General features: G+C 67.4%; 14 protein-coding genes and 1 riboswitch. Of the genes, 5 read left to right on the top strand and 9 right to left on the bottom strand.

Translation table 11 applies throughout. The annotated features are described in order from the left end of the window. Positions 1–78: 78 nt before the first annotated feature. Complete coding sequence (locus AC5P7A_RS16275) at positions 79–1,506, bottom strand: DcaP family trimeric outer membrane transporter (RefSeq protein WP_032957835.1); 1,428 nt, start codon at positions 1,504–1,506, stop codon at positions 79–81. A gap of 245 nt (positions 1,507–1,751) precedes the next feature. Here AC5P7A_RS16275 and acs point away from each other — a divergent pair, with 245 nt between their 5' ends. Together acs and AC5P7A_RS16285 are read left to right on the top strand one after the other, a co-directional pair. Then, positions 1,752–3,695, top strand: coding sequence for an acetate--CoA ligase (gene acs, locus AC5P7A_RS16280; RefSeq protein WP_495220339.1), 1,944 nt, complete (start codon positions 1,752–1,754; stop codon positions 3,693–3,695). Between the two features lie 109 nt (positions 3,696–3,804). Then, positions 3,805–4,470, top strand: coding sequence for a response regulator transcription factor (locus AC5P7A_RS16285; protein WP_006477308.1), 666 nt, complete (start codon positions 3,805–3,807; stop codon positions 4,468–4,470). A 102-nt stretch (positions 4,471–4,572) separates the two neighbouring features. Here AC5P7A_RS16285 and AC5P7A_RS16290 read toward each other — a convergent pair whose 3' ends face one another. From AC5P7A_RS16290 to AC5P7A_RS16305, 4 genes are all read right to left on the bottom strand, one after another. Next, positions 4,573–5,028 carry an REP-associated tyrosine transposase gene (locus AC5P7A_RS16290; protein WP_142235025.1) on the bottom strand — a complete coding sequence of 152 codons (456 nt, stop codon included), beginning with the start codon at positions 5,026–5,028 and terminating at the stop codon, positions 4,573–4,575. A gap of 146 nt (positions 5,029–5,174) precedes the next feature. Then, on the bottom strand, positions 5,175–5,750 hold the full coding sequence (locus tag AC5P7A_RS16295) for a manganese efflux pump MntP (RefSeq protein ID WP_032957840.1): 576 nt from the start codon (positions 5,748–5,750) through the stop codon (positions 5,175–5,177). Positions 5,751–5,838: 88 nt separating this feature from the next. Continuing rightward, positions 5,839–5,928, bottom strand: a riboswitch (yybP-ykoY riboswitch). 140 nt (positions 5,929–6,068) lie between these two features. Next, on the bottom strand, positions 6,069–9,527 hold the full coding sequence (locus tag AC5P7A_RS16300; RefSeq protein WP_227864155.1) for a hybrid sensor histidine kinase/response regulator: 3,459 nt from the start codon (positions 9,525–9,527) through the stop codon (positions 6,069–6,071). A gap of 233 nt (positions 9,528–9,760) precedes the next feature. Further along, complete coding sequence (locus AC5P7A_RS16305) at positions 9,761–11,908, bottom strand: S46 family peptidase (protein ID WP_049442105.1); 2,148 nt, start codon at positions 11,906–11,908, stop codon at positions 9,761–9,763. A 126-nt stretch (positions 11,909–12,034) separates the two neighbouring features. On the opposite strand from AC5P7A_RS16305, the gene AC5P7A_RS16310 reads away from it, so the two are divergent. From AC5P7A_RS16310 to AC5P7A_RS16320, 3 genes are read left to right on the top strand one after another with little or no spacing between them, the layout of a single operon-like run. Beyond that, positions 12,035–13,723, top strand: a complete 1,689-nt coding sequence (locus AC5P7A_RS16310; protein ID WP_046433293.1) for a molecular chaperone HscC — start codon at positions 12,035–12,037, stop codon at positions 13,721–13,723. Then, positions 13,720–15,174, top strand: coding sequence for a J domain-containing protein (locus AC5P7A_RS16315; protein ID WP_481453347.1), 1,455 nt, complete (start codon positions 13,720–13,722; stop codon positions 15,172–15,174). The genes AC5P7A_RS16310 and AC5P7A_RS16315 overlap by 4 nt, the downstream gene beginning before the upstream one ends. Then, positions 15,120–16,418 (top strand): J domain-containing protein, encoded by a 1,299-nt coding sequence (locus AC5P7A_RS16320; RefSeq protein WP_495220340.1) that lies wholly within the window; start codon positions 15,120–15,122, stop codon positions 16,416–16,418. Before AC5P7A_RS16315 ends, AC5P7A_RS16320 begins: the two co-directional genes overlap by 55 nt. An 11-nt stretch (positions 16,419–16,429) precedes the next feature. Here the strand turns inward: AC5P7A_RS16320 and AC5P7A_RS16325 are convergent, their stop codons facing one another. The 4 genes from AC5P7A_RS16325 to glyQ all read right to left on the bottom strand — a co-directional run bounded on the left by AC5P7A_RS16325 (position 16,430) and on the right by glyQ (position 25,367). Then, positions 16,430–20,287 carry a translocation/assembly module TamB domain-containing protein gene (locus tag AC5P7A_RS16325; RefSeq protein ID WP_495220341.1) on the bottom strand — a complete coding sequence of 1,286 codons (3,858 nt, stop codon included), beginning with the start codon at positions 20,285–20,287 and terminating at the stop codon, positions 16,430–16,432. Next, positions 20,284–22,080 carry an autotransporter assembly complex protein TamA gene (locus tag AC5P7A_RS16330; protein WP_111205391.1) on the bottom strand — a complete coding sequence of 599 codons (1,797 nt, stop codon included), beginning with the start codon at positions 22,078–22,080 and terminating at the stop codon, positions 20,284–20,286. Before AC5P7A_RS16330 ends, AC5P7A_RS16325 begins: the two co-directional genes overlap by 4 nt. Before the next feature lie 212 nt (positions 22,081–22,292). After that, positions 22,293–24,368, bottom strand: coding sequence for a glycine--tRNA ligase subunit beta (gene glyS / locus AC5P7A_RS16335; protein ID WP_126411539.1), 2,076 nt, complete (start codon positions 24,366–24,368; stop codon positions 22,293–22,295). An 87-nt stretch (positions 24,369–24,455) separates the two neighbouring features. After that, positions 24,456–25,367, bottom strand: coding sequence for a glycine--tRNA ligase subunit alpha (glyQ, locus tag AC5P7A_RS16340; protein WP_014648902.1), 912 nt, complete (start codon positions 25,365–25,367; stop codon positions 24,456–24,458). Between the last annotated feature and the right edge of the window lie 75 nt (positions 25,368–25,442).

The following is a 25,442-nucleotide window of genomic DNA, read 5'->3' on the forward strand; positions in this document are numbered from 1 at the left end:
CCGGCACCCCATCTCGGTAGATGCCGACCTTGGCCGGCACCTCATCTCGGTAGGTGCCGGCCGCTGGCCGGCACGCTCTTAGAAGCTGTACTTCGTAGTGAACTGCAACCGGGTGATGTCACCCTTGTTGCCGTTTTCCACTTCGCGACGGCCATACATCAGCTCGGCGCCGATATCGACCTTGGGCAGCGGCGAATAGAAGATGTTGCCGCGGATGCTCTGCACGCTCTTGGTCACCAGCGGGCCGAGGATGCTGTCGTTGTCGTAGTCGCTGCGCGCATAGATCAGGTTGGTGCGGAGCTTCGGCGAGAACGCATGCCGCCAGCCCACGTAGCCGGCCAGCACGCCGGTCGGGTTGAGCTCGTCGCGGGCCACGTCATAGGCACTGTCGGCAGTGATGCCCAGGCCGATGTAGCGGGCGATGCCTTCGCCACCGGTCAGCTGGTAATGCAGCGAATCGCTGTCACCCATCACCCACTTGCCGCCCAGGGTCAGGCCGCCAGCCACCTTGTCGGCCTTCGCGCCGGTGGCCTGGTTGTCCACCTTCAACTGGCGGACGATGCCGCCGACACCAAAGGTGCCCCAGTCGCCCTTCCAGCCATAACGCATGGTCAGGTCGGGCAGGCTGCCACGGTCGGAGTTGGCGCTGGCGTTGGTCCAGGCCCCGGTGACCGGGTTGCGGGTACCGGTGAGGGTGGTGGTTTCCGGGTTTTCCAGTGCGACGCTGAAGCCGCCCTGGGTGTAGCGCACCTGGGCCTGGCGCACGAAGATCACGCCGTCGGTGGGGCCGACGAAGTCGACCGCCTCCGGCAGCGCGGCCGCGTCCATGAAGTTGGACCAGGTCTGGCCGGCCATCCAGTTGTTCCAGTACATGTAGGCGTGACGCAGGGTCACGCCGTAGGTATTGGTGGCGGTCTGGTTGCCCAGCGAATTGCCGAAGAAGTCCATCTCGAAGAACGCACCGGCCTTGTTGCCCGATTCGCTCACGTTGTCGATGCCCAGGTTGAAGCGCGAGAACTTGGCATGGGCGTTGAAGTCGGTGCCCGAACGCTTGCCGCTGCCGCCGGCGCCTTCCACCGGGGTCTGGCCCGGCAGGTACAGCGAGCGGCCGGTGGCGTCGTCGGCCAGCTGGCCATCGCTGGTCTGGGTGGCCAGGAAGTCGGCCTTGATGAAGCCACCGATCTTGACCGTGGTGCCCGGCGCGGCGCCCGGGGTAATGGTGGTGACCTGGATCGGCTGCTTGCCCGCCGGCACCGAGGCGACCGGCTTCTGCCCGGCCTGCACCGTGCGCACTTCGGTCACCGCCTGCTGGGTCTGGCTGATCTGGGTCTGTTGTTGTTGCTGCGAAGACAGCAGCAGCTGGACCTGGCGTTCCAGTTCGGCAACGCGTGCTTCCAGTGCCTTCTCTTTGGCGGTCTCTGCGAACGCCATGCCCGGTGCGACCAGGGCGACCAACAGGCAGGCCGCCAAAGGTGTGCGCACGGCTTTCAACGTACGGTGGCTCATGTTGCCCTCTCTCCCAAGTGGCAAGGTGATGCCGCGCGTGGGGCACGGTCGAGCCGAGACTGCGGGGCGTTCGCGCACAGCGGCTATTGGCCATTGGTCGAACCCGGCCCTGCTGGGCGCTCACTTTCGACCATGGTCTAACCAGGGTGGTGACGCGGCCGGGGGTGAATGGGGCAAACTGAGGGGGATCGGTCGTTGCGATGCTGCGACCGCACATACAAAGTCAACGTGCAAGTGAGGGTGCCATGGCTGATATCTACCCCGTCGATCCGCAGTTCGCCGCCAAGGCACGCATCGACAAGACGTCGTACGAACAGCAGTACCAGGCGTCGGTGACCGACCCGGATGGTTTCTGGGGCAAGGCCGCCGAGCGCCTGCAATGGATGCGCAAGCCGACGAAGATCAAGAACGTCAGCTATGACCTGTCCGACTTCCACATCAAGTGGTTCGAAGATGGCGAGCTCAATGCCAGCGTGAACTGCCTGGATCGCCAGCTGGAAACGCGCGGCGACAAGACCGCCCTGCTGTTCGAGCCGGACGGCCCGGAAGCACCGGCCCAGCACGTGACCTATCGCGAGCTGTACGAGCGCACCTGCCGCCTCGGCAACGCGCTGCGCAACCTCGGCGTCAAGAAGGGCGACCGCGTCACCATCTACCTGCCGATGATCGTCGACGCCGCGGTGGCCATGCTGGCCTGTGCGCGCATCGGTGCGATCCACTCGGTGGTGTTCGGTGGCTTCGCGCCGAATTCGATCGCCGACCGCGTCAGCGACTGCCAGAGCAAGCTGATCATCACCGCCGACGAGGGCCTGCGCGGTGGCCGCAGGATTCCGCTGAAGACCAACGTTGATGCCGCGCTGAAGCTGCCGGGCACGAATACGGTTGAAACCGTGCTGGTGGTGCGCCACACCGGCGGCGCGGTGGACATGCAGGCCCCGCGCGACCGCTGGTTCCACGATGTGGTGGACAGCCAGCCGTCCACCTGCGAACCGGAACGCATGAACGCGGAAGATCCGCTGTTCATCCTCTACACCTCCGGTTCCACCGGCAAGCCCAAGGGCGTGCTGCACACCACCGGCGGTTACCTGCTGTACGCGGCCTACACCCATGAAGCGGTGTTCGACCTGCGCGAAGACGACGTCTACTGGTGCACCGCCGATGTCGGCTGGGTCACCGGCCACAGCTACATCGTGTACGGGCCGCTGGCCAACGGCGCGACCTCGCTGATGTTCGAAGGCGTGCCGAACTACCCGGACACCTCGCGTTTCTGGAACGTCATCGACAAGCACAAGGTGACCATCTTCTACACCGCCCCGACCGCCATCCGCGCGCTGATGCGCGAAGGCGAGGAGCCGGTGAAGAAGACATCGCGCGCGTCGCTGCGCCTGCTCGGCAGCGTCGGCGAGCCGATCAATCCGGAAGCCTGGCGCTGGTACTACGAAGTGGTCGGCGACAGCCGCTGCCCGATCGTCGATACCTGGTGGCAGACCGAGACCGGCGGCATCCTGATCTCGCCGCTGGCCGGCGCGATGGACCTCAAGCCGGGGTCGGCCACCCTGCCCTTCTTCGGCGTGCAGCCGGCGCTGGTCAATGCCGATGGCGAGATCCAGGACGGCCCGACCGAGGGCAACCTGATCATCCGTGATTCCTGGCCGGGCCAGATGCGCACGGTGTACGGCGACCACCAGCGCTTCATCGATACCTATTTCCGCACCTACCCGGGCAGCTACTTCACCGGCGACGGTTGCCGCCGCGACGAGGACGGCTACTACTGGATCACCGGCCGCGTCGACGATGTGATCAACGTGTCCGGCCACCGCATCGGCACCGCCGAAGTGGAAAGCGCGCTGGTCTCGCACCCGAAAGTGGCCGAAGCGGCCGTGGTCGGCTTCCCGCATGACGTGAAGGGCCAGGGCATCTACGCCTACGTCACCCTGGTGGCCGAAGAGGCACCGAGCGACGAGTTGCACAAGGAACTGGTTGCCTGGGTGCGCAAGGAAATCGGCCCGATCGCCACGCCGGACCACCTGCAGTGGGCGCCGGGCCTGCCGAAGACCCGCTCGGGCAAGATCATGCGCCGCATCCTGCGCAAGATTGCCGAGAACGCGCCGGACCAGCTTGGCGACACCTCGACCCTGGCCGATCCGTCGGTGGTGGCGTCGCTGGTGGACGAGCGCAAGGTGCGCTGACGTACGACCCGGGGCCGGATCCCGGGGTCGGATCCCGTTCCGCCAGGAACGGGCTCTGACCCCGGAGGATCTGGCCCCATGCAGTTTCCCCCCACGGTTCCCCCCGACCATGACCACCCTCCTGATTGCCGATGACCACCCGCTGTTCCGCGAGGCCCTGCGCGGGGCCGTGCAGCGGGTCATCCCCGGCGTGCAGTTGTTCGAGGCCGACAGCGTGGAAGCGCTGTATGCACTGGCCGACCAGCACAATGACGCCGACCTGGTCCTGATGGATCTCAACATGCCCGGTGCGCAGGGTTTCAACGCGCTGGTGCACATGCGCTCGCTGCATCCGCACCTGCCGGTGGTGGTGGTGTCCGCGCGCGAAGAAGCCACGGTGATGCGCCGTGCCCTCGACCACGGCGCGCTCGGCTTCATTCCCAAGTCCGCCGACTCGGACACCATCGGCCACGCACTGGGCACCATCCTCGATGGCGAGACCTGGGCACCGCCGGAAGCGCACAACGTGCCACCCACCGGCAGCGAAGAACGCGAAGTCGGCCAGCGCCTGCGCGAGCTGACCCCGCAGCAGTTCCGCGTCTTGCAGATGCTCGGCGCTGGGCGCTTGAACAAGCAGATCGCCTACGACCTCAATGTCTCCGAAGCGACGATCAAGGCCCACGTCACCGCCATCCTGCGCAAGCTGGGCGTGACCAACCGCACCCAGGCCGTGCTGATGGCCGGCAAGCTGGCGATCGACGACGACGCCATCGTGCTGCCGCCGGAAGAAGATTGATCGTAACGGACTGCGGAGCCGAGCATGTGCTCGGCTCCGCAGCCTTCATGATGCCCCTGTAGAGCCGAGCCCATGCTCGGCTGCTCTTGGCCTCAATACCGATCACCCCCAAAGCCGCCATCGACTCCATACATAGGGGTATTCCCCGATGCGCGTGGCCAGCCCAGCACGCACTGGATTGGCTGCAATGTACATCGCCTGCGTGCGCAGGCACTCGTCACTGCGCAGCGCATGATCGTAGAACCCCGCCTGCCAGATCGGTGCGTTCGCATCAACGCGCCTGGCGATGGATCTTCCACTCCGGGACTTCAGGATCTGCATGCAGCCGGCCAGCGTTCCGGTACGCAACTCGACCAACCAATGCAGGTGATCCGGCATGATCACCCAGGCGAGGGAGGAGGTCCGCCCCGTCCGCTCTACGGTGCGCAGCGCTTCGATCAGCAGATCGACATTGGCCTTGTCGTCGAACCAGGGACGGCGTGCGCGTGTCACAGCCGTGATCGCGTAGACATTGCCGGTCTGCGACCAGCGACCAAAGCGGAGTGCGGGACTGGCCATGCGAAGAGGCTATGGCACGCATGACAGCCTCTCCATCAGCGAAATGCCGTGCTGCATGTCGGCGAATGCTCCAATGTAGAGCCGAGCCCACGCTCGGCTGCCATGTGAAGCAGCCGAGCATGGGCTCGGCTCTACAGGGGCGGGCGTTACCCCACGCCGTGCAGGTGTTCGTACAGGATCGTTGCGCCGATGATCACCAGGATCACGCCACCGATGATCTCCGCACGCTTGCCGACCATGCTGCCCAGCACGCGGCCGAGCATGATGCCGACGGTGACCATGGTCAGCGTGCACAGGCCGATCACCGCAGCCATCACGCCGATATGTACATCCATGAAGGCCAGGCCGATGCCCACCGCCATCGCGTCGATGCTGGTGGCGAAACCGGTCAGCGCCAGCTTCCAGAAGCCGTGGTGTTGCGACGGATCTTCGTCGTCCTCAGCACTGTCGGGGCGCAGGCCGTTGTAGATCATGTGGATGCCCAGTGCGCCGAGCAGGCCGAAGGCGATCCAGTGGTCGAAGGCTTCGACGTATTGCAGGGCAGCCCGACCGAGCAGCCAGCCGATGATGGGCGTGATCGCCTCGATGACGCCGAAGATGATGCCGGCACGCAATGCATCGCGGAACACCGGCTTGCGCATGGCCGCACCCTTGCCGATTGCAGCGGCGAAGGCATCGGTGGACATGGCAAAGCCGATCAGGAGGATCGAAATGGGGGACATGGGCGGTGGCTGAGGTCGGGCTGGGACGGACGCACGGCCTGCGCTCGCGCCCAACCTGACGTTGCGCGCGCGGGCCGCTGGTCTCGCCAACCATCATGGTTGTCCACGCCACGGCGCACTGGCCGAGTATGTTGACGTGGACGATTCCTGCGAAGGAATCCGGCTACTCCCCAAGGGGACGCGAAGCTTAGCATCGCGATCCGCACGTGGCGCATTTCCAGCGAAACGCGCAGGCAGGGCTGGTTTGTATAGCGATGGCTATATCGGCGCCGCCATGCGTTCGGGAGCCGAGCACAGGCTCGGCTCTACAATTGCCGATCAGGCATCGCTATTGCCGGCATCGCGCAGCGCGCCCAGGAAGGCGCGCAGCGAGGCCGGCTTGATCGGCTTGGTCAGCACGCGGTGGCCGCGTTCGCGTGCCATCCGCTTCAGTTCGTCGCGGCCATCGGCGGTCAACAACGCACCCGGCAGCGGGTAACCGGCGGCTTCACGCAGCGCCACCAGCGCATCCAGGCCGTCCATGCGGTCGTGCAGGTGGTAGTCCACCAGCATCACCTGCGGCCGCTCGGCCACTTTCTCCAGCGCCTGATCCACCGTCGATGCCGTAATCACCTGCACCTGCCAGCGACCGAGCAGCGCGCGCATGCCGTCGAGGATCTCTTCGTCGTTGTCTACGCACAGCACGCGCAGGCCCGCCAGCGAATCGCTGCGCAGCGGCGCGGCTGCGGCCTGTACCGGCGCGGCCAGTTCGGTATAGCCCGGCAGCGGCGCCACCCGCGGCAGGATGATCGAGAACATCGAGCCCTTGCCAACCCGGCTGCGCGCATTGAGGCGATGGTCAAGCAGGCGCGAGATGCGCTGGCAGATCGACAGGCCCAGGCCCAACCCCTGTTCGCCCCAATCGAACGGCTGCTGGTAGCGGTGGAACTCGTCGAAGATCTGCCGCATGTGGTGCTCGGGAATGCCCGGGCCGGTATCCCATACCTGCAGCTCCACTTCGTTGCCACGCTGGCGCACCGCCAGCACGATGCGGCCCTGGCGGGTGTAGCGCAGCGCATTGGCCAGGAAGTTCTGCAGCACGCGGCGCAGCAGGCGGCGATCACTGCGCACCCAGGCCGGACGCGTGAACAGGTCCAGGCGCAGGCCACGGCCGGCGGCGACCGGCGTGTACTGCGCGGCCAGTTCGCGCATCAGCGCGCTCACGTCGAACTCGCCGATCACCGGGTGCAGGCCACCGGCATCCAGCCGCGACACGTCCAGCAGGCCATCAAGCAGTTCTTCGGCAGCACGCAGCGACGCATCCACGCGCTCGGCCAGGTGCTTCTGCTCGTCGCTCACATGGTCGCTGTCGCGCAGCGCCGAAGCAAACAGCCGTGCGGCGTTCAACGGCTGCAGCACGTCATGGCTGATCGCCGCCAGGAAGCGGGTCTTCGACTGCTGCGCGACCTCGGCCTCGTGCGAGCGCTCGGCCACGCGCTGTTCCAGCGTCTCGTTGGCCTCCAGCAGTGCCTTCTCCGCGTGCTTGTAGTCGGTGATGTCGTTGTAGCTGGTCACGTAACCGCCGCCGGGCAGCGCCTGGCCGCGCATCTCGATCACCTTGCCGTCGCTGCGGGTGCGCTCGAACACGTGCGGTGAGCCGGCGCGCATGTAGCCGATGCGGCGGTTGATCTGCACTTCGATATCGCCCTCGCCCAGCTCGCCGCGCTCGGCGTTGTAGCGGATCAGGTCGGCCACCGGGCGGCCCACGTAGAGCATGCCGTCGGGGTAGCCGAACATGTCCTGGTAGCGGCGGTTCCATGCGGTCAGGCGCATGTCCGGATCAACCACGCTGACCCCGGCGCTGATGTTCTCCAGCGTGGTCGACAGGATCTCGCGGTTGAAGCGCAGCTCCTGCCCCGCTTCGTCCAGCACCGCCACCACTTCGCCCAGGTCCATGCCCGAGCCACGCAGCAGGCTGGTCAGCAGCAGGCGCGCCGATGCCGCGCCGATCGAGGCCGCCAACAGACGCTCGGTGAACTGTACCCACGGCCGGTCCGCAGGCGCCGAGGATTGCAGCTCGCGGCCCAGCGACTGCGCCTGCTCGAAGAACGAACGCCGCGCGTGGCGCTCGCCGACCACGCGCGAGGCCAGTGCCAGCAGGTCGCCCACGTGCACGTGGCCGGGCCAGCCGCCGGCCACCGACGGGCGTTCGGCATACGGGTCGAGGAAGGGGGCAGCGCGCAGGCGCTCGTCGACGCCGGGTCGCCAGCGTGCGGACACCAGCATCATCGTCGCCGCATTGACCAGCAGCGACCAGAACGTGCCATGGGTCAGCGGATCCCAGCCGGTCATGCCGAACAGCTGCTGCGGGCGCAGCCACTCAATGCCGAACGGGCCGTGCTGCACCCAGGCGGCATCGACCCAGCCGGCCATGGTCATCGCCGGCAACAGCAAGGTGTACAGCCAGGTGGCGAAGCCGAGCAGCATGCCCACCTCGACGCCACGCCGGCTGGCACCGCGCCAGTACAGGCCGCCGATCAGGCCGGGCGCGAACTGCGCCACCGCTGCGAACGCCATCAGGCCGTACGAGGCCAGCGTGCTGTCATTGCTGCTGGTGCGGTAGTAGCTGTAGGCCATCAGCGCCAGCAGCAGGATCGCCAGGCGGCGGATCCACAGCACGCGCGAAGCGACGTCGGCGGCCTCCTGGTGGTCACCGCTCCGACGCAGCAGCACCGGCATCACCAGGTCGTTGCTGACCATGGTGGCCAGTGCGATGGACGACACGATGACCATGCCGGTGGCCGCCGAAAAGCCGCCCACGTAGGCGATCAGCGCCAGCGCATTGCGGCCTTCGGCCAGCGGCAGAGCCAGCACCATCGAGTCGTCGGCGACGCTGCCGCCGGTGCCGAACAGGGTCACGCCGGCGGTGGCGATCGGCAGCACCATGCCCGAGATCAGCACCAGGTAGCCGCCGAACATCCAGCGCGCGCGGCGCACGTCGCGCACATCGCCGCACTCGACCACGGCCACGTGGAACTGGCGCGGCAGGCAGATGATGGCCAGGAAACTGAGCAGCGTCTGCGAGATGAAGCCCACCGGCGGCAGGCCGGTGAACAGCGTATGCACCGACTCGACCACCGCGTCGGTGCGGTTGCTCAGCCACAGGTAGGCGAACACGCCCACGGCCAGCATCGCCAGCAGCTTGATCACCGATTCGAAGGCGATGGCCAGCATCATGCCGTGGTGGTGTTCGGTGGCATCGACCTGGCGGGTACCGAACAGGGTGGCGAACAGCGCCATCAGCAGCGCCACGTACAGCGCGGGATCGGTGAAGAAGCCGGTCGGGCCGGTGTTGCCGGTCAGCACCTGCAGGCTCATCGCCACCGCTTTGTACTGCAGCGCCAGGTACGGAATGATGCCGATCAGCGCGATGATCGCCACCAGCGCCGCCAGCCGCCGCGAGCGACCGAAGCGCGAGGAGATGAAGTCGGCGATGGAGACCACGTTCTGGCTGCGCGCGATCAGCGCCAGGCGCTCGATGATGCGCCAGCCGAACAGCAGCAGCAGCAGCGGGCCGATGTAGATGGGCAGGTAGCCCACGCCGTTGCGCACGGCGGTACCGACCGCGCCGTAGAAGGTCCACGACGAGCAGTACACGGCCAGTGCCAGGCTGTAGACCACCGGCCGCAGCCACGGCCGGTCGGGGTACATCGGCCGACGGTCGCCCCACCACGCCACGCCGAACAGCAGCGCGGCATAGGCAACCGAGACCAGCAGCAGGATCCAGCTGGAGACCACGCGTGCGTTTCCGTCAGGACAGGGGTCAGTAGATCACGACCGCTGGTCGTGCGGGTAGGTCATGGCGGTGGGTCACGACCATTGGTCCGTCTGGTGGGTCACGATCGTTGATCCGTCTGGTGGGTCACGACCGTTGGTCGTGACGGGGACATCCGTGCCCACTAACAGTGGGCACCTACCGGGAATCAATGGGCACCCACCAGGAAGCGGTGGGCGCCTGCCAGGTACCGGCGTTATTGGGCCGGCACGCCCATTTCCTTCAGCAGCTCGGGCGCCGGGTAGACCTTGGCCAGCAGCCAGCGCAGGTAGCGCATGTCCACGTGCACGGCGCGCTTGTAGCGCGGGTCGAACCACCAGCTGGCGCTGACCGACTCCCAGTTGCTGTCGAAGTTCAGGCCGATCAGTTCGCCCCTGGCGTTGAGCACCGGCGAGCCGGAGTTGCCGCCCGTGGTGTCCAGGTTGGTCAGGAAGTTGACCGTCTGGGTCTTCAGTGCCGGATCGGCGGTGCTGCCGAAGTCACCCTTGGCGATGGCGGCCAGCAGCGGCTTGGGTGCATCGAACGGGTAGGCGTTGGTGTTCTTCTCGACGATGCCGGCCACGGTGGTCACCGGCGAGTAGGTCACGCCATCGCGCGGGTGCAGCGCCTCGACCTTGCCGTAGCTGATGCGCAGGGTGCGGTTGGCATCCGGATACACCGCGCGGCCCTGCCTGGCACGCCAGGCGAACAGCGCCTGCATGTACGCCGGGCGCAGGCGCAGCTGCTCGCCTTCGCGGGTCTTGCTCTCGTTCTCGATGCGCAGCTGCGCGGCCACCAGCGGACCGGCCACGCTGATCAGCGGATCGGCGGCCAGTGCCTTGCCTTCGCGTGCGGCGGCAAAGCGCGACAGGCGCTGCGCTTCCTCACCCAGCTGGGTACCGGCATACAGGGTGTCCAGCGCCTTGGCCAGCTGCTGCGGGGTACGACCAAAGGCCGCGTCGAACTCGGCCACGCGCTGCGCGTCCGGCAGCTGCTGGTAGCGGGTCAGCAGGGTGGTCAGCAGGGCCTTCTCGACCTCCGGCGCGTAACGGCGCTGGACCTGCTTGAGCACCCCTTCGATCATCGCCTGGTCGCGCTGCTGGTAGCCGCTCTCGCGCTGCGCGTCCGGCTTGGCCGATTCGATGCGCAGGCGCTCCAGCAGCAGCGCCGAGCGCAGCAGCTGGCTCTGCGCGGCCATCTGCTCCAGCAGCAGGTCACGCTCGCCCACCGCCGCGCCCTGCGACAGGTTGGCCAGCAGCGCCTTGATGTCGCCCTGGTACCTGCGGTCGGTGGCAGCCAGCATGGCCGTCTCGTCGGCCGCACGCTGTGCCTTGGCGTCGCTGCGCAGCAGGCCTTCCAGTTCACCGGCGGCGCGCTTGCGGTTGTTCTTCAGCGACTGCAGCTGCGAGGCGTAGCGGGTACGCGCCTGCGCATCCTTGGCGCTGGCGGCCTCGATGGTGTCGATCATCTGCTGGAACACCGATACGCGGCGCGGCAGCACGGTATCGATCTGGCCGGCGAATTCGGCCGCGGTGCGGTGGCGGTAGGTGATGCCCGGGTAACCGGCCAGCATCGCGTAATCGCCTTCCTTCGGGCCTTCCACCGACATCTGCAGGTGTGCCGGCGCCTGGTAGGGTACGTTGTCCTTGCTGTAGGCGGCCGGCTTGCCGTCCTTGCCCACGTAGGCGCGCAGCAGGGTGAAGTCGCCGGTGTGGCGGGGCCACATGAAGTTGTCGATCTCATCGCCGTAGTTGCCGATCGCGCGCGGCGGCGCATACACCAGGCGCACGTCGCTCAGTTCCAGCTGGGCAATGCGGTAGAAATCGGTGCCGTAGTACATGTTGGCCACCGAGCAGCGCACGCTGCCGTCCTTCTCGCACTCGGCCACGATCTGCTTGCTGGCTGCATCCACGGCATCGAAGTAGGCACGGCCGGTCTTGCCACGGGCCTGCGCCAGCACCTGGTCGGTCACCTTGTCGAAGCCGACGGTGACCAGCACGCGGAAGTCCGGGTTGGCCGGGCGCTCGTCGGCACGGTCCCTGGCGATGAAGCCACCAGCGATCAGGTCGTGCTCGGGCGAGCTGTTGTACTGGATCACGCCCATCGCCACGTGGTGGTTGGTCAGCAGCAGGCCGTCGGCGGACACGAACGAACCGGTGCCACCACCGGCGCGCACCACGGCGCTCAGCGGCGGCGCGGTGACGTTGGCCAGGTCGGCCGGATTGCCCTTGAAGCCAGCGGCCTGCAGCGGTTGGGCCAGGTCCGGCAGCTGCGTCGGCATCCACATGCCTTCATCGGCGTGGGCGCCGGTGGCGAGGGTCAGGCCCAGGGCCAGGGCGGTGGGGAGGGCTTTGCGTGGTGACATGAGGCAATCCGGTACGACAGAACAGCCCGGGACCATAGCCCGTGGGGCGCTGTCGGGCAACGCCCGATAGTCAGGCCTGCGCCGCGCTCCTAGAATTGCCGTTTTCTGCACATCGGACGTTCGCAGATGATCGTCGGCATCGATCTTGGCACCACCCATTCCCTCATCGGCAGGCACACGGCAGCAGGGCCGCAGCTGTTCCCCAATGCCCATGGCGAGCTGTTGACCCCTTCGGTGGTCAGCCTCGTCGATGGTGCCGTACTGGTCGGCCAGCCGGCCCGTGACCGCCTGGTCAGCCATCCGCAGCAGACCGTGGCCCATTTCAAGCGCTGGATGGGCAGCGACCGTGAGACCCGGCTGGGTGAGCGCAGTTTCCGTCCCGAGGAGCTCTCGGCCATGGTGCTGCGCTCGCTGCTGGCCGACGCCGAAGCCGCCCTGGGCCACAAGGTGGAGGAAGCGGTGATCAGCGTGCCGGCCTACTTCTCCGACGCCCAGCGCAAGGCCACCCGGGCCGCCGGCGAACTGGCCGGCATCCGCGTCGAGCGCCTGATCAATGAACCCACGGCCGCTGCGCTGGCCTATGGTCTGCAGGAGCGTGACGGCGAAGGCCGCGTGCTGGTGCTGGACCTGGGCGGCGGCACCTTCGACGTCTCCATCCTGGAACTGTTCGATGGCGTGGTCGAAGTGCATGCCAGCGCCGGCGACAATTTCCTGGGCGGCGAGGATTTCCTGCAGGTACTCGTGCAGGCCTTCCACGCCGACCAGGGCACGTCCGCCAGCGACCTGTCCGCTGCCGAGCAGGCGCAGCTGCTGCGTCGGCTGGAACTGTTCAAGCGCGAACTCAGCCAGAGCGGCACTGCCAGCCTGCAGTTGCCCCTGGCCGGCAGCGAACGCCAGTGGCAGCTGGATGAAGCTCGCTACGCCCAGCTCTGCGAGCCACTGCTGCTGCGCATGCGCGCGCCCATCGAGCGCGCGATCCGCGACGCCCGGCTCAAGCCCGAGGCGCTGGACGACATCATCCTGGTCGGCGGTGCGGTACGCATGCCGATGGTCAGCAGGCTTGCGACCCGCATGTTCGGCCGGCTGCCGCTGCGCCATGTCCATCCGGACCAGGCGATTGCCTTGGGTGCCGCCGTTGCAGCGGGATTGAAGGCGCGCGACGAATCGCTGCGCGAAGTCGTGCTGACCGATGTCTGCCCCTACACGCTTGGCACGCAGGTGTCCCGCCAGGATGCTGCCGGTGGCGAGCGCAGCGGCTATTTCCACCCGATCATCCAGCGCAACAGCGTGGTGCCGGTCAGCCGCGAGGATCGCTTCTACCCGCTGCACGAGCGGCAAAGTGCCATCCGCATCGACGTGTTCCAGGGCGAGAGCCCGACGGTGGATCGCAACATCAAGCTCGGTGAGCTGACCGTGCCGCTGACCCATTCTGTCCCGATGCAGGAACGCAGCGTCACCGCCCGCTTCACCTACGACGTGAACGGGCTGCTGCAGGTGGAAGTCACCGAGGATGCCACCGGCAGGCGCCACGAGCTCATCCTGGAACAGAATCCCGGGCTGCTGTCACCCGAAGAGATCCAGCAGCGCCTGCGCGCGCTGGAAGCGCTGAAGATCCACCCGCGTGACGCCCAGCCCAACCTCGCGGTGATCGCCCGCACCGAGCGCCTGTACGAGGAACGCATCCATCACCGTGAACAGTTGCAGTCGTGGCTGAGCAGCTTCCGCCATGTGCTGGAGAGCCAGGATGCCGTTGCCGTCGAGCGTCATCGCCGTCAGCTGGACGAGGCACTCGACGCCCTCGAGCGCGATGCATGAGCTGGGCACTGCACGTCCTGGAGCTGGACCAAACGGCTGACGAGCGCGCGGTCAAGCGCGCCTATGCAAAGCGCCTGCGGGTGACTCGACCCGACGAGGATCCCATCGCCTTCCAGCACCTGCATGAGGCCTATCAGGCGGCATTGGACTGGGTCCGCCAGGAAGCGCTGGCCGATATCGCGGACGAAGACGAACCGGCGGAGCATGCAACCGACATCGCACCCTGGCCGCCCGACGCAGACGTGGCATGGGCGCCGCCCGAAACGCGTTCGTACTCGCCTCCATGGCCACCTCGCGGCACGCCTGTGCTGCTGCGCACGGCACCAGTGGCGGAACTGGAGGGAGCGGTCCACGTATCGGGCCATGCGCACACGATCCTGCGCATGGCCCATCTGTCTTCCCCTGAAGACTTCGGCCCCTGGCTGGAGGCCACGCCGGTGCTGTGGTCGCTGCGCTACAAGCCATTGGTGGGCGACGCGCTGCTGGATGAACTGGCACGCAGTCACAACAGCGTCAGCGCAGCCAACATGGGTCTGCTGGCACGCTGCTTTGGCTGGGATGATGTACACGATGGCGTGGATCCGGACAGGCTGGCATCGATCCAGTCGCGCGGTCATCGACGCTGGGCCGCCGAGACCGGGAATGCGGCAGAGCTGTCGGCACTGCTTGAACAAGAGGGCAGCCTGCGGCTGGGGAGGGTCACCCTTGCGCGTTGCCTGCGCTACCTGGCGCAGCCATGGCACGCGCGACGATCCCTCTGGCAGGCGCAGCTGCCCGAGCACATCATTGAGGTCAACGCGCTGCTGGATGCGCTGGAACGCGGCGGCCAGGAGCCATTGCCCGCCGCCTGGGATCGGCAGCAGGTGCAGTTCTGGCGCAGCCTTGCCGACGTTTCCCGTCCCAACCGCTGGCGTTGCCAGGTCAATGCGCTGCGGGGCGGCCTGTTGGCTGCCCTGACGCTCGCGATTGCCGGTGGCTCGACTCTCATGAGTCTTGCCCAGCGTGACCTGCGCACCGCCGCCGCGCTCGGCATAGGCGGCGTGCTGCTCGGGGTCCTGCTCGCCCTGGCCGGCGCTCTGTGGGTCCATGTCCGTTGGGCGCTGCGCCAGCTGACGCTGGATCTGCCCCCTTCGCGCTGGGGATGGCTGCTGGCGTTGCCAGCGCCGCTGATCGCCCTCGCCAGCCTGATCCTGGTCCATGGCCTGGATCTGCGGCTGGAAGGTACGTTGCTGCTGTTCCCTGGCCTTGCTCTGGCGACGGCACGCTGGATCCGGCGCGAGGATGGCCGGGGATTCCGGCCGCGCAACCTGATTGGACCGGGCATCGGCATGTTCGTCCCCGAAGTGGGCTGCGCCCTGGTCCTGCTGCTATGGACCACCTGGTTCCTGCGTGACAGGTGCCGTCGCCTGTCGATCGACCTGCCTCCACCTGCTTCTGGAAACACCGTGTGAACCGGGCACTGGACGCTCTCGGGCTCGACGCCAGCGCCGACGAAAAGGCGATCAAGCGCGCCTACGCGCAGAGACTGCGCGCGGCACGCCCGGACGAAGACCCGGTGGCATTCCAGGCGCTGCACGAGGCTTACCAGCAGGCCCTGCTGTGGGCACGCAGCCGCACGCAATGGCAGGAGGAAAGCAGTGCAGAAGCGCTGTCGACGCCACCTGCAGACAACAGCCCACCCGGCCCACCGGCGCCGTACGACAGCCATTCGCCGATGGACCACATGCCGGTGCTGCATCATCCATGCACGCCCGACACCGACATGCCGGACGATGTGGTGGAGCCATCATTGAACCTGCCCCGGTTTGCGCGCCTGCTGATCAACACCGCCGGCGACGCCGACCCGGCCAGCTTCGAGCACTGGCTGGCCCATCGCCCGGAGCTGTGGTCATTGGCCGACAGGCCGCGTATCGGTGACGTGGTACTGCAGCAGCTGCTGCACCAGGGCCAGCCGCTGTGCGAGTCCAACTTCGATCTGCTCGGTCGATACTTCTGCTGGGATGAGATCCGGGCTGATATCGATCCCTACCGGGTCCGCGCACGGCGCAACCTGCTGCATCGCCGCTGGCAGCTGCAGCCGCGCAACCACACGGCCCTCACCGCAGCCCTGGACCGACCGCATGACCGGGTGTCCGCTACCGAGGCCCATGCCCGCATGGAACGCTTGACCCGACCGTGGCACTGGTTGCAATCGCTGCTGTCGGCCAGCGTGCCCGGGCGTGCTGGCATCATGCGGCAAACGATGCAGCGTCTGGGAGTGCATGGTGTCCGTGACACGCTGGCGCCACTGGACACGGATCAGGTCGCCTTCTGGATGGCGGTATCCCAACCCGGGCACTTCAATCTCATGAAGATGCAGGTGGCCATTGTCCGCTGCCTGCTGGGCGCTCTCGTCGTGCTGGCCGTTCTGGCGGCGCTGGCATTGCTCGGTGATGCCGCTCGCCCTATCGCGATCAGCACGTCCAGCATGAAACACGTGGCAATCCATGTCTCGGTGGTCATCGTGTCTGGCGTCCTCATGCTGACGCCTTTCGTTGGAGGCACCCCATCGCGGACGGCGTCCGCGCCAGCGCCCGTCGAGCCACCGTCGGCGCTTGATGGGCACGGCATGCTCACGCACGGGCCTCGTCCGCGCAGGCCAGCCCCCTCCTTCGCCGTTGTCAGCCAGACCGATCCCGACACAGAGGGTGGTTGAGGGGCAGCGGGTTATTTCTCCCGCCGCCAGTTGATCGACCCGCGGTTTTCCACGGTGCTCGACTCCACTTCCACGTCGAACCCGCGGCGCAGCAGGTACTTCAGCGTGATCACCGAACCGGCACCGACCAGCGACACGCCGTAGCCGACGTACAGCTTGGGCGAGATGTACTTGCCGACACCGATCACCGAGCCGCCCAGCGCGCGCGACTGGCTCACGCCGGCGTCGTCCAGGCCCAGCTTGGCGCCCAGCTGCGAAGCCAGCAGGCCGCTGCCCGCCGAGAGCGCCGCCGAGGCCGCGTTGACCTGCTGCGCCTGGTCGCTGCTGGCACCGGTCAGGCTGCGTCCCAGCACCAGATAGGCCAGTGCCTCGGACTGCGACATCGCCGGATCGGACCACACGTCCGCGCGCGGCTGCTGCGCACGCCCGGTCACGTCGATGCCGGCGGTGACATCACCGATCCGGCGCTCGGCGCGGATGTTGATGCGCGGGTCGGACACCGCGTTGTAGTTCCAGGTGAGGTTGCCGCGGGTGATGGTCAGGTCCTGCCCATACGCCTTGTAGCGGCCGCTCACTTCCAAGCCGCCATTGGCGGTCATTTCACGGCCGGGCTTGGCCCAGACCTGCATCTTGCCGGTCAGCGCGCCCTTCAGGCCGAACCCGGTCATCTTCACCTTGTCGCCGAGGCTGACCGTCAGGTCCATGTCCAGCGGCGAGGTGCGCGACTCTTCCGGATCGGCCGGGTCCAGCACCACCACGTCTTCGGACACCGAGGTGCCACGGTCCAGGCGCTCCAGGTCGATGTCGGCCTCGGGCACGTGCACGGTGCCACGCAGCTCCATCGCCGCCTTGGCCAACGTGAAGTCGAGGTTGGGGTTGGCGACGATGCGCAGCTCGCTGGTGTTGGACAGCAGCACGTTCTCGCCGTGGATCTTCAGCTGCAGCGGCTGTGCATCACCGAACCACGACAGGCCGCCGTCGACATACAGCGTGCCCTGGCCCGAGTTGGCCTGCGCGGTGATCTTGGCCGAACCGTCGGGCTGGGCCACGAAACTACCCTTGCCCTGGTCGAAGGTCAGGCCAAGCGCGGGGAATTCGCCCTTGAAGTTGCTCAGCTGCGCGTCGCCGCCCAGCGACGGCTGCCCGCGCGTACCGCGCAGGCTGACGTGGCCTTCGATCAGGCCGGTCGGGCGCACGATGTCCGGCGAGAACAGCTCCAGCCAGTACAGCCGCGACATGTTGAGGTAGAGCTCACCGTTCAGCGGTGCGCTGGCTTCCCAGCCGGTCTGCATCTTCGCGTCGACGAAGCCATTGCCCTGGAAGCCCATGCCCAGGTAGCCCTTGATGCTGGCCGGGGTCATGTCGAGCTTCAGCGAGAACTGGTCATAGCGCACCAGCTCGCCGCGGGTGGTATCGCCCACGGTGTTGCGGTTCTCGCCCAGGCGCACGCCGCCTTCCTTCGAGCGCACTTCCACATGGCCTTCCCAGGCCGCGCCACGCGGGCGGATCTGCGCGTCCAGGCTGACGTCGCCGCGCAGGTAGATGCGGCGGCCGGACTGCGGCGGCAGCCACGGCTGCACCAGCGCCAGCGGCAGCGCGTCACTGCGCAGCACCAGGCCTTCTCGCGGCCAGTTGGCCTGTGCGCACAGCGCGCCGCTGCTGGCGGCGGCCAGGCAGGCTTCGGACAGGGTGTAGGTGCTGCCGGTGATCGCGAACGCCGCCGGTGCACGCAGCGACCACGCATCACCCTTCACCGGTGCGATGCGCAGCGAGGCCAGCTCGCCACGCCACTGCGCCCCCTGCTGGCGCACACTGCCCTGCAGCTCGATCGCGCCCATCTCATTGCGGGTCTGCGCAGCCAGGCGCAGGTTGGACACACTGCCCTGCGCATCCACGTTCAAGCGCTCCAGCAGCATGCCGGCGTTGACCTGCTGGCCCTGCACCGCCAGCGTGCCGCTGTCGCCGCGCCACGGCAGGTGGCCCTTGATGCTCACGCTCTCGGCGCCGTAGCCCTCCCAGTTGAGATTATTGCCGACCAGGTCGGCGGTGATGTCCGGCACATCGCGCGGCCCCTTCACCTGCACCTGGCCGCGCAGGCCGCCGTCGGCGCCCGGCAGCAGGTCACTCAGCTGCAGCGGTTCGAAACGTGCATCGATGTCGAGGCGGTCGCCGACCTTGCCCGACGCGGTCACCCGGCTGCTGCCCAGCGACAGCTTCAGGTCACCCTGGCCCTGCGCGCCCTGCAGCGCGAACTTGCCCTGTGCATCAAGGTTGCGCTGGCGCAGGATGCCCTTCAGCGACGGCAGGTCGACGGTGGCTTCCAGCGTGCCGGCCGTGCCCGGTGCGGCATTGGCCGGCGGCGGCAGCTGACGGCCCTTGGAGGCCAGGTTGCCGGACAGGCGGCCGTTCCAGCCCGGCACGAAATAGCCGGGGTCGAAGTCCTTCAGCGTGGCCTTGGCGTCCCATTCCAGCTGCGGCGCCCAGGCCACCTGGCCTTCCACCTGCAGCTGCCCACCCGGCGTCTGCGCCTGCAGCTGGTGGATCGACGCGGCCTGGTCATTGCCGCGTACGTCGAACTGCAGCTGCGCCTTCTGCGCCTCGCGTTCGATCTCGGCACGGCCGATCGCCGCCCAGGCCTTCAGGGTACCGGCCAGGCCGAAGCGTGCTTCCTTCAGGGTGACCGGCACCGGTGCGCTGCCAGCCGTGTTCGGGTCGGGTGCCGGCACGTAGGTCAGATCGCGTGCGACCACCGAGAAATTGAGTTTCTGCTGATCGTCCTGGCTGAAGTCGGCGGTGCCTTCCAGCCGCGCTTCGCCACCGAGGCCCTTCACCAGCAGCGGTGAGACCTTCAGCACCTGGTCCTGCAGCGACACCACCGACGGTGCCAGTTCCAGCTCCTGGTCGCCCTGCTTCACCCTGCCGCGCAGGTTGGCATTGCCGCCCTTGCCGGCGGCGGTGAAGTCCAGCGACAACGGCGCAATCGCCGAGCTCGCCAATGCTGGCGACAACAGCGCCAGATCCAGCTCGTCGCTGCGGGTGCGGGCGCTCCAGCTCGGGTCGGTGCGGCCATCGAACACCAGCATCGCGTGCAGCGGCTTCGGCGCGCGCCCGGCTACGGCCACTTCCATGTGCGACAGGTCGCCACGTGCGACCAAGCCCACCGTAGCGGCGGTGCGCCCACGCGGTGCTGGCAGCACCGCCGTCACCGTCACATCGGTGTCGTAGTCCTCGGCCGGAATGTAACGGCCCTGGGCGGTGAAGTTGCCCATGTCGCTGTCCACCACCAGCTTGTGCGCCTGGAACTCGCCATTGGCGATCTCGATGCCACCACGCACCCGGCTGATGTCGATCACCGGCTCGTTGGCCTGGCTGATGCGGAAGCCGTCGATGGCAATGTCATCGGCCTGGATCGCCAGCGGCATTTCGATCTGCGGCAGCGAATCGGGCCACGACGGCAGCTTGAACGGCTCGTCACTCTTGGCCAGGTTCAGCGTGGCGTTGGTCAGCTCCAGCTTGTCCAGCAGCAGCTTGCGGCCCAGCAGCGGGCGCAGGTCCGGCTCCAGGTGCGCACGCTCGGCGTGGAAGTGGATGTCGTCGTAGCGGAAGTCGACGTTGTACAGGGTCAGCGGACCGGCTACCGGGCCTTCCACCTTGTCCCAGGTGAAGCTGGCACCCACCGGCAGTCGCGCCACCACCTGGGCCAGCAGCACATCGCGGCCGGCCACGGTCTGCAGCAGCCAGTACACCGCCAGCAGGGCCAGCAGCACCACGCCGATCACGCCGACGCCGGACCAGGCCCAGAAGCGGCGGCGTCGGTAGAAGCGCACGCGCGGCGGTGGCGTGCCGGGGCTCGGTGCGGGCGTGCTCACAGGTCCGCTCCGATGTTGAGGTACAGCTGGAACTGCGAGTCCGGATTGTTCAGGCCGTGCGCGATATCCACCCGCACCGGGCCCACCGGCGATTTCCAGCGCACGCCGAAGCCGACGCCGGTATGCAGGTCAATGGTGTTGTCGAAGGCACTGCCGGTATCGACGAACACGGCCGCGCCCCAGGGGCCGCCATTGAAGTAGTGTTCGTACTCGGCCGAGCCGATCACCAGGTTCTTTGCGCCCAGCGCATATTTGTCGGGTTTGGGCGTGCGCGGACCAACTTCGCGGTAAGCGTAGCCGCGGATGCTGCGGTCTCCGCCGGCGAAGTAGCGCAGGCTCGGTGGCATCGCCACCAGGTCGCTGGTCCACGTGGTGCCGCCTTCACCGCGCAGGATCAGGCGGTTGCTTTCACCCACCGGGATGTACCAGCGCAGCACGGCGTTGGCCTGCACGAAGCTGGTATCCGAGCCGGCGCCTTCCACGCCGGCACGCACCGTCGCCGCGCCGCTGATGCCCTTGCGCGGGAACATCTCGTCGTCGACGTTGACGTAGTCGGCAACCATCTGCGGGTACACCAGCGTCGAGGTGTTGTAGACGGCGTCGGTGAATTCGGTGCCGGACGCGTAGCGCCAGCGCTCGCGCAGTGCGTTGATCGAGGCGATCGCGGTCCAGTGCTCGTTGATCTCGCCGCTGCGGCTGGCGATCAGCTTGAAGTTGCGCAGATCGATGTAGTCGGTCTGCTCGTCGTACGCGCTGGCGGCAAAGGTGTACCAGCCGTCGAGCCAGTTGAAGGCCGGAATGCGGTAACTGGTGACCAGGCTCTTGCGCTTCTGCGCATAGTCCAGCTGCGTGTTCATCTTGTGGCCGCGGTTGTTCAGGAAGCGCCGCTCGATGCCACCGCGCACACCCGGGCCGCTCTCGCTGCCGTAGCTCAGGCCGGCGGTATAGATGGTGCGCTTGGCGCGCGTCAGCTTCACGTCCACCGGCACTTCGCCGTTCTCGTCGGCCTGGTCCGGGCGCGGCTGGATGTCGATCACGCTGAAGTAGTCCAGCTTGGTCAGCGACTCGCGCAGCCGGTCCAGCTTGCCCTCGTGGTAGTAGCTGCCCTGGTCCCAGTAGACCAGTGGATCGAACAGCTTGTCGACGAAGTAGTCCTGCTGGAAGCGCACCGGGCCCATGTTGTAGCGGCGGCCGCTGTCCCAGGTCAGGTCGATGTCGGCGGCGTTGTCGGCGCGGGTGATCTGCACCTGGCGCTGGGTGTAGTCGGCGTCGAAGTAGCCGCGCTCGGCCAGGCGCCGGGTGATGGTGATCTTGCTGGCTTCGTACTGGGTGTGCTCGAAGCGCTGGCCCTTGCGCGGCTTGAACGCGGCCAGGTCATCCTGCAGGTACTGGTCGTACATCGCCGGACCGGTGATGTCGATGTGCTCCCGGCGCACGGTCACCGGGGTGCCCTTGTCGACATGGATCAGCACGCGCACGTGTTCGTCCTCGCGCGGTGCCTCGACCTTGATCACCGGGTTGTAGTACCCGAACGGTTCCAGTGCCTGGCGGGTCTGCCGCTCGGCCTGTGACAGCAGGTACTCCAGGCGTGATTCGCCCTGTTCCTTGCCGATCGTGTCGTACAGCGACAGCGATTCCTGGATGTTCTCGATGATTGCGGCGTCGTCGCCCTTGTCCAATCCCTTGATGTCCACCTTGTCGATGGTGCCGCGCGCGTGGGCCACGGAAGTGGCGGCCAGCGACAGGACCATCAGCGGCAGGGCGTATTTCTTTGGCTGCATGCGGGACAGCATACCGACCGAAGGTGACGATGCGAAATGCATCACGTCATTCGGGATCGGTTGTTAAGTGGCGGTCAAAATACGCACCTTTGTGGCGATCATCGTGAATGCAGGCGAGGATGCCGGCATCGTGCGCGATGCCGGCAATGACCCCGATGGACATCCACCGGCGATGCGGTGCGCGGGGTAATGCCGGCCAGCGGCCGGCACTACCGATACGGGCATCAGCTCGACAGATGCTCGATCGCCGCGACCTTGCCCAGGCGCTCGCCCAGCATCGTCAGCAGCGCCAGGCGGTTGCCACGCAGCGCCAGATCGTCCGCATTGACCATCACCCCGTCGAAGAACGCGTCGACCTGCGGGCGCAGGCGCGCCAGGCGTGCCAGCACGGCCACGTAGTCCTTCTGGTGCAGGCTGGCGCCGGTGTCGTCGATGGCGGCGGTGACCGCTTCGGCCAGCGCGCGCTCGGCGTCTTCCTGCAGCAGCGCCGGGTCGATCTGCGCCGGAATGTCGCCCTCGGCCTTGCGCAGGATGTTGCGGATGCGCTTGTTGGCCGCAGCCAGTGCTTCGGCTTCCGGCAGTGCGGCGAAGGTGCCGATCGCATCCAGGCGGCGGTCGAAGTCGTACAGCGAGGCCGGCTTCAGTTCGGCCACCGCGTTGAAGTGCGTGGCCGGCACGCCCTTGTCGCCGTAATAGCCCTTCAGGCGGTCGAGAATGAAGTCGTACAGCTCGCCGACATCGGCCTGCACGTTGCGCGCGGCCAGGCCGGCGTTGGCGCTGGCCAGCAGCGCGCGCAGGTCCAGCTCGAAGCCGCTTTCGATGATCGTGCGGGCCAGGCCCAGCGCATTGCGGCGCAGCGCGAACGGGTCCTTGTTGCCGGTCGGCTTCAGGCCCGCGGCGAAACCACCGGCCAGCGTGTCGACGCGTTCGGCGATGGCCAGCACCTTGCCCAGCGGCGACAGCGCGATGTCATCACCGCCGAAGCGCGGCTGGTAGGCCTCGTCGATGGCCAGCGCCACCTCGGTCGATTCGCCACCGGCCACGGCGTAGTGGCGGCCGGCGATGCCCTGCAGCTCCGGGAACTCGTTGACCATGCGCGACTGCAGGTCGTTCTTGGCCAATTCGGCAGCCCGCCTGGCCTGCACGGCATCGGCACCCACCTGGGGTGCGATCACTTCGGCCAGGGCGGCCACGCGCGCCACCTTGTCGGCCACGCTGCCGAGCTTGGCCTGGTAGGTCACCGTCTTCAGGCCGTCGCCCATCGACGCCAGGCCCTGCTTCAGGTCCTCGTCGAAGAAGAACTTGGCGTCGGCAAAGCGCGGGCGGATCACCCGCTCGTAGCCCTTGGCCACTTCGGCCACGTCCTTCGATTCGATGTTGGCGATGCCGATGAACTTCTCGGTCAGCGTGCCTGCGGCATCCAGCACCGGGAAGAACTTCTGGTTGATCTCCATCGTTTCGATCAGCGCTTCCTGCGGCACTGCCAGGAACGCGCGTTCGAAGCTGCACAGCACCGCCGACGGCCACTCGACCAGGTTCACCACCTGCTCCAGGTTGTCGTCGGTGATGCGGGCGCTGCCACCGGCCCTGGCCGCGGCGGCCTCGACCTCGGCGACGATGCGCGCACGGCGCTCGCGCGGGTCGACCAGCACGAAGGCGGCGCGCAGGGCTTCAACATAGTCCTGCGGCTGGGCCAGCGACACGGGCTGGTCGTGGTGGAAGCGATGGCCACGGCTGACACGGCCGGCCTGCAGGCCGAACAGTTCGGCCTCCACCACCTCGGTACCGTGCAGCAGCACCAGCCAGTGCGCCGGGCGGGCAAAGCCCCAGGTGTGGCCGCCCCAGCGCATCGGCTTGGGAATCGGCATCGCTGCAATCGCCTCGCGCAGGATCTCCGGCAGCAGGCTGGCGGTGCGTGCGCCCGGGGTCACCGCGCGGTGCACGAAGCGCTCACCCTTGTTGTCGGTGGTCTTCTCCAGCGCGGTCCAGTCGATCCCGGCCTTGGCGGCAAAGCCCTGCAACGCCTTGGTCGGCTGGCCTTCGGCGTCCAGTGCGATGTTCAGGTACGGGCCCAGCACTTCGCTGTGCTGTTCCGGCTGTTCCAGGCCCACGCCCGGCAGCAGCACGGCCAGGCGGCGCGGGGTCGACAGCGGGCGTGCATCACCCAGTTCCAGCGCGACGCCGCGCGTGCGCAGGCCTTCGACAACACCGTCGAAGAACGCCTGGGCCAGGCCCGGCAGCGCCTTGACCGGCAGCTCCTCGGTGCCCAGTTCGATCAGCAGGGGGGACAGTTGGCTCATCGGTTCGATCCTGTGGTGGGGGCGCAGCGCGCGACGCGTCCGGCGCCCCGGGTAGTTGATGAAAAGCGGGTGGGTGCCGACGGCCCGTCAGGCCTTCTTCGCGCCCGGGAAGCCCAGCTTCTCGCGCTGCTCGTAGTACGCCTTGGCCACCGCCTGGGCCAGCGCGCGCACGCGCAGGATGTAGCGCTGGCGCTCGGTCACGCTGATCGCGCGGCGTGCATCGAGCAGGTTGAAGGTGTGGCTGGCCTTCATCACCTGCTCGTAGGCCGGCAGCGGCAGGCCCACCTCGACCAGCTTCTGCGCTTCACGCTCGCAGGCATCGAAGCGGTGGAACATTTCGTCCACGTCGGCGTATTCGAAGTTGTAGGTGCTCTGCTCGACTTCGTTCTGGTGGTAGACGTCGCCATAGGTCACCGGTTGCCCGTCCGGGCCGTAGGTCCAGACCAGGTCGTAGACGTTGTCGCAGTTCTGCAGGTACATGCACAGGCGTTCGAGACCGTAGGTGATCTCGCCCAGCACCGGGCGGCACTCTAGGCCACCGGCCTGCTGGAAGTAGGTGAACTGGGTCACTTCCATGCCGTTGAGCCAGACTTCCCAGCCCAGGCCCCAGGCGCCCAGCGTCGGCGATTCCCAGTTGTCCTCGACGAAACGCAGGTCGTGCACCAGCGGGTCGATGCCCAGCGCCTTCAGCGAATCCAGGTACAGCTGCTGGATGTTGTCCGGCGCCGGCTTCATCGCCACCTGGTACTGGTAGTAGCGCTGCAGGCGGTTCGGGTTCTCGCCGTAGCGGCCATCGGTCGGGCGGCGCGACGGCTGCACGTAGGCCGCGTTCCAGCGTTCCGGACCGATCGCACGCAGGAAGGTGGCCGGGTGGAAGGTACCGGCGCCCACCTCCAGGTCGAGCGGCTGGATGAGCACGCAGCCCTGCTGGGCCCAGAACTGGTTCAGGGTCTGGATCAGGCCCTGGAAGGTGATCGGAACGGTCGGGGTCGCGGACATGCGTACGAGTCTTGGCCGGCAAGGGGGTGCGTTAGTATAACGGCCGACCTGCGGGGCATTCCGTACCCGGGAGGA

Source organism: Stenotrophomonas sp. YJH_SMC_65, assembly GCF_059369475.1.

Coding starts and splice junctions, on each gene's coding strand:
- glyS (WP_126411539.1), bottom strand. CDS start 24,368: ATGAGCCAACTGTCCCCCCTGCTGATCGAACTGGGCACCGAGGAGCTG.
- glyQ (WP_014648902.1), bottom strand. CDS start 25,367: ATGTCCGCGACCCCGACCGTTCCGATCACCTTCCAGGGCCTGATCCAG.
- AC5P7A_RS16310 (WP_046433293.1), top strand. CDS start 12,035: ATGATCGTCGGCATCGATCTTGGCACCACCCATTCCCTCATCGGCAGG.
- AC5P7A_RS16315 (WP_481453347.1), top strand. CDS start 13,720: ATGAGCTGGGCACTGCACGTCCTGGAGCTGGACCAAACGGCTGACGAG.
- AC5P7A_RS16305 (WP_049442105.1), bottom strand. CDS start 11,908: ATGTCACCACGCAAAGCCCTCCCCACCGCCCTGGCCCTGGGCCTGACC.
- AC5P7A_RS16275 (WP_032957835.1), bottom strand. CDS start 1,506: ATGAGCCACCGTACGTTGAAAGCCGTGCGCACACCTTTGGCGGCCTGC.
- acs (WP_495220339.1), top strand. CDS start 1,752: ATGGCTGATATCTACCCCGTCGATCCGCAGTTCGCCGCCAAGGCACGC.
- AC5P7A_RS16285 (WP_006477308.1), top strand. CDS start 3,805: ATGACCACCCTCCTGATTGCCGATGACCACCCGCTGTTCCGCGAGGCC.
- AC5P7A_RS16295 (WP_032957840.1), bottom strand. CDS start 5,750: ATGTCCCCCATTTCGATCCTCCTGATCGGCTTTGCCATGTCCACCGAT.
- AC5P7A_RS16290 (WP_142235025.1), bottom strand. CDS start 5,028: ATGGCCAGTCCCGCACTCCGCTTTGGTCGCTGGTCGCAGACCGGCAAT.
- AC5P7A_RS16330 (WP_111205391.1), bottom strand. CDS start 22,080: ATGCTGTCCCGCATGCAGCCAAAGAAATACGCCCTGCCGCTGATGGTC.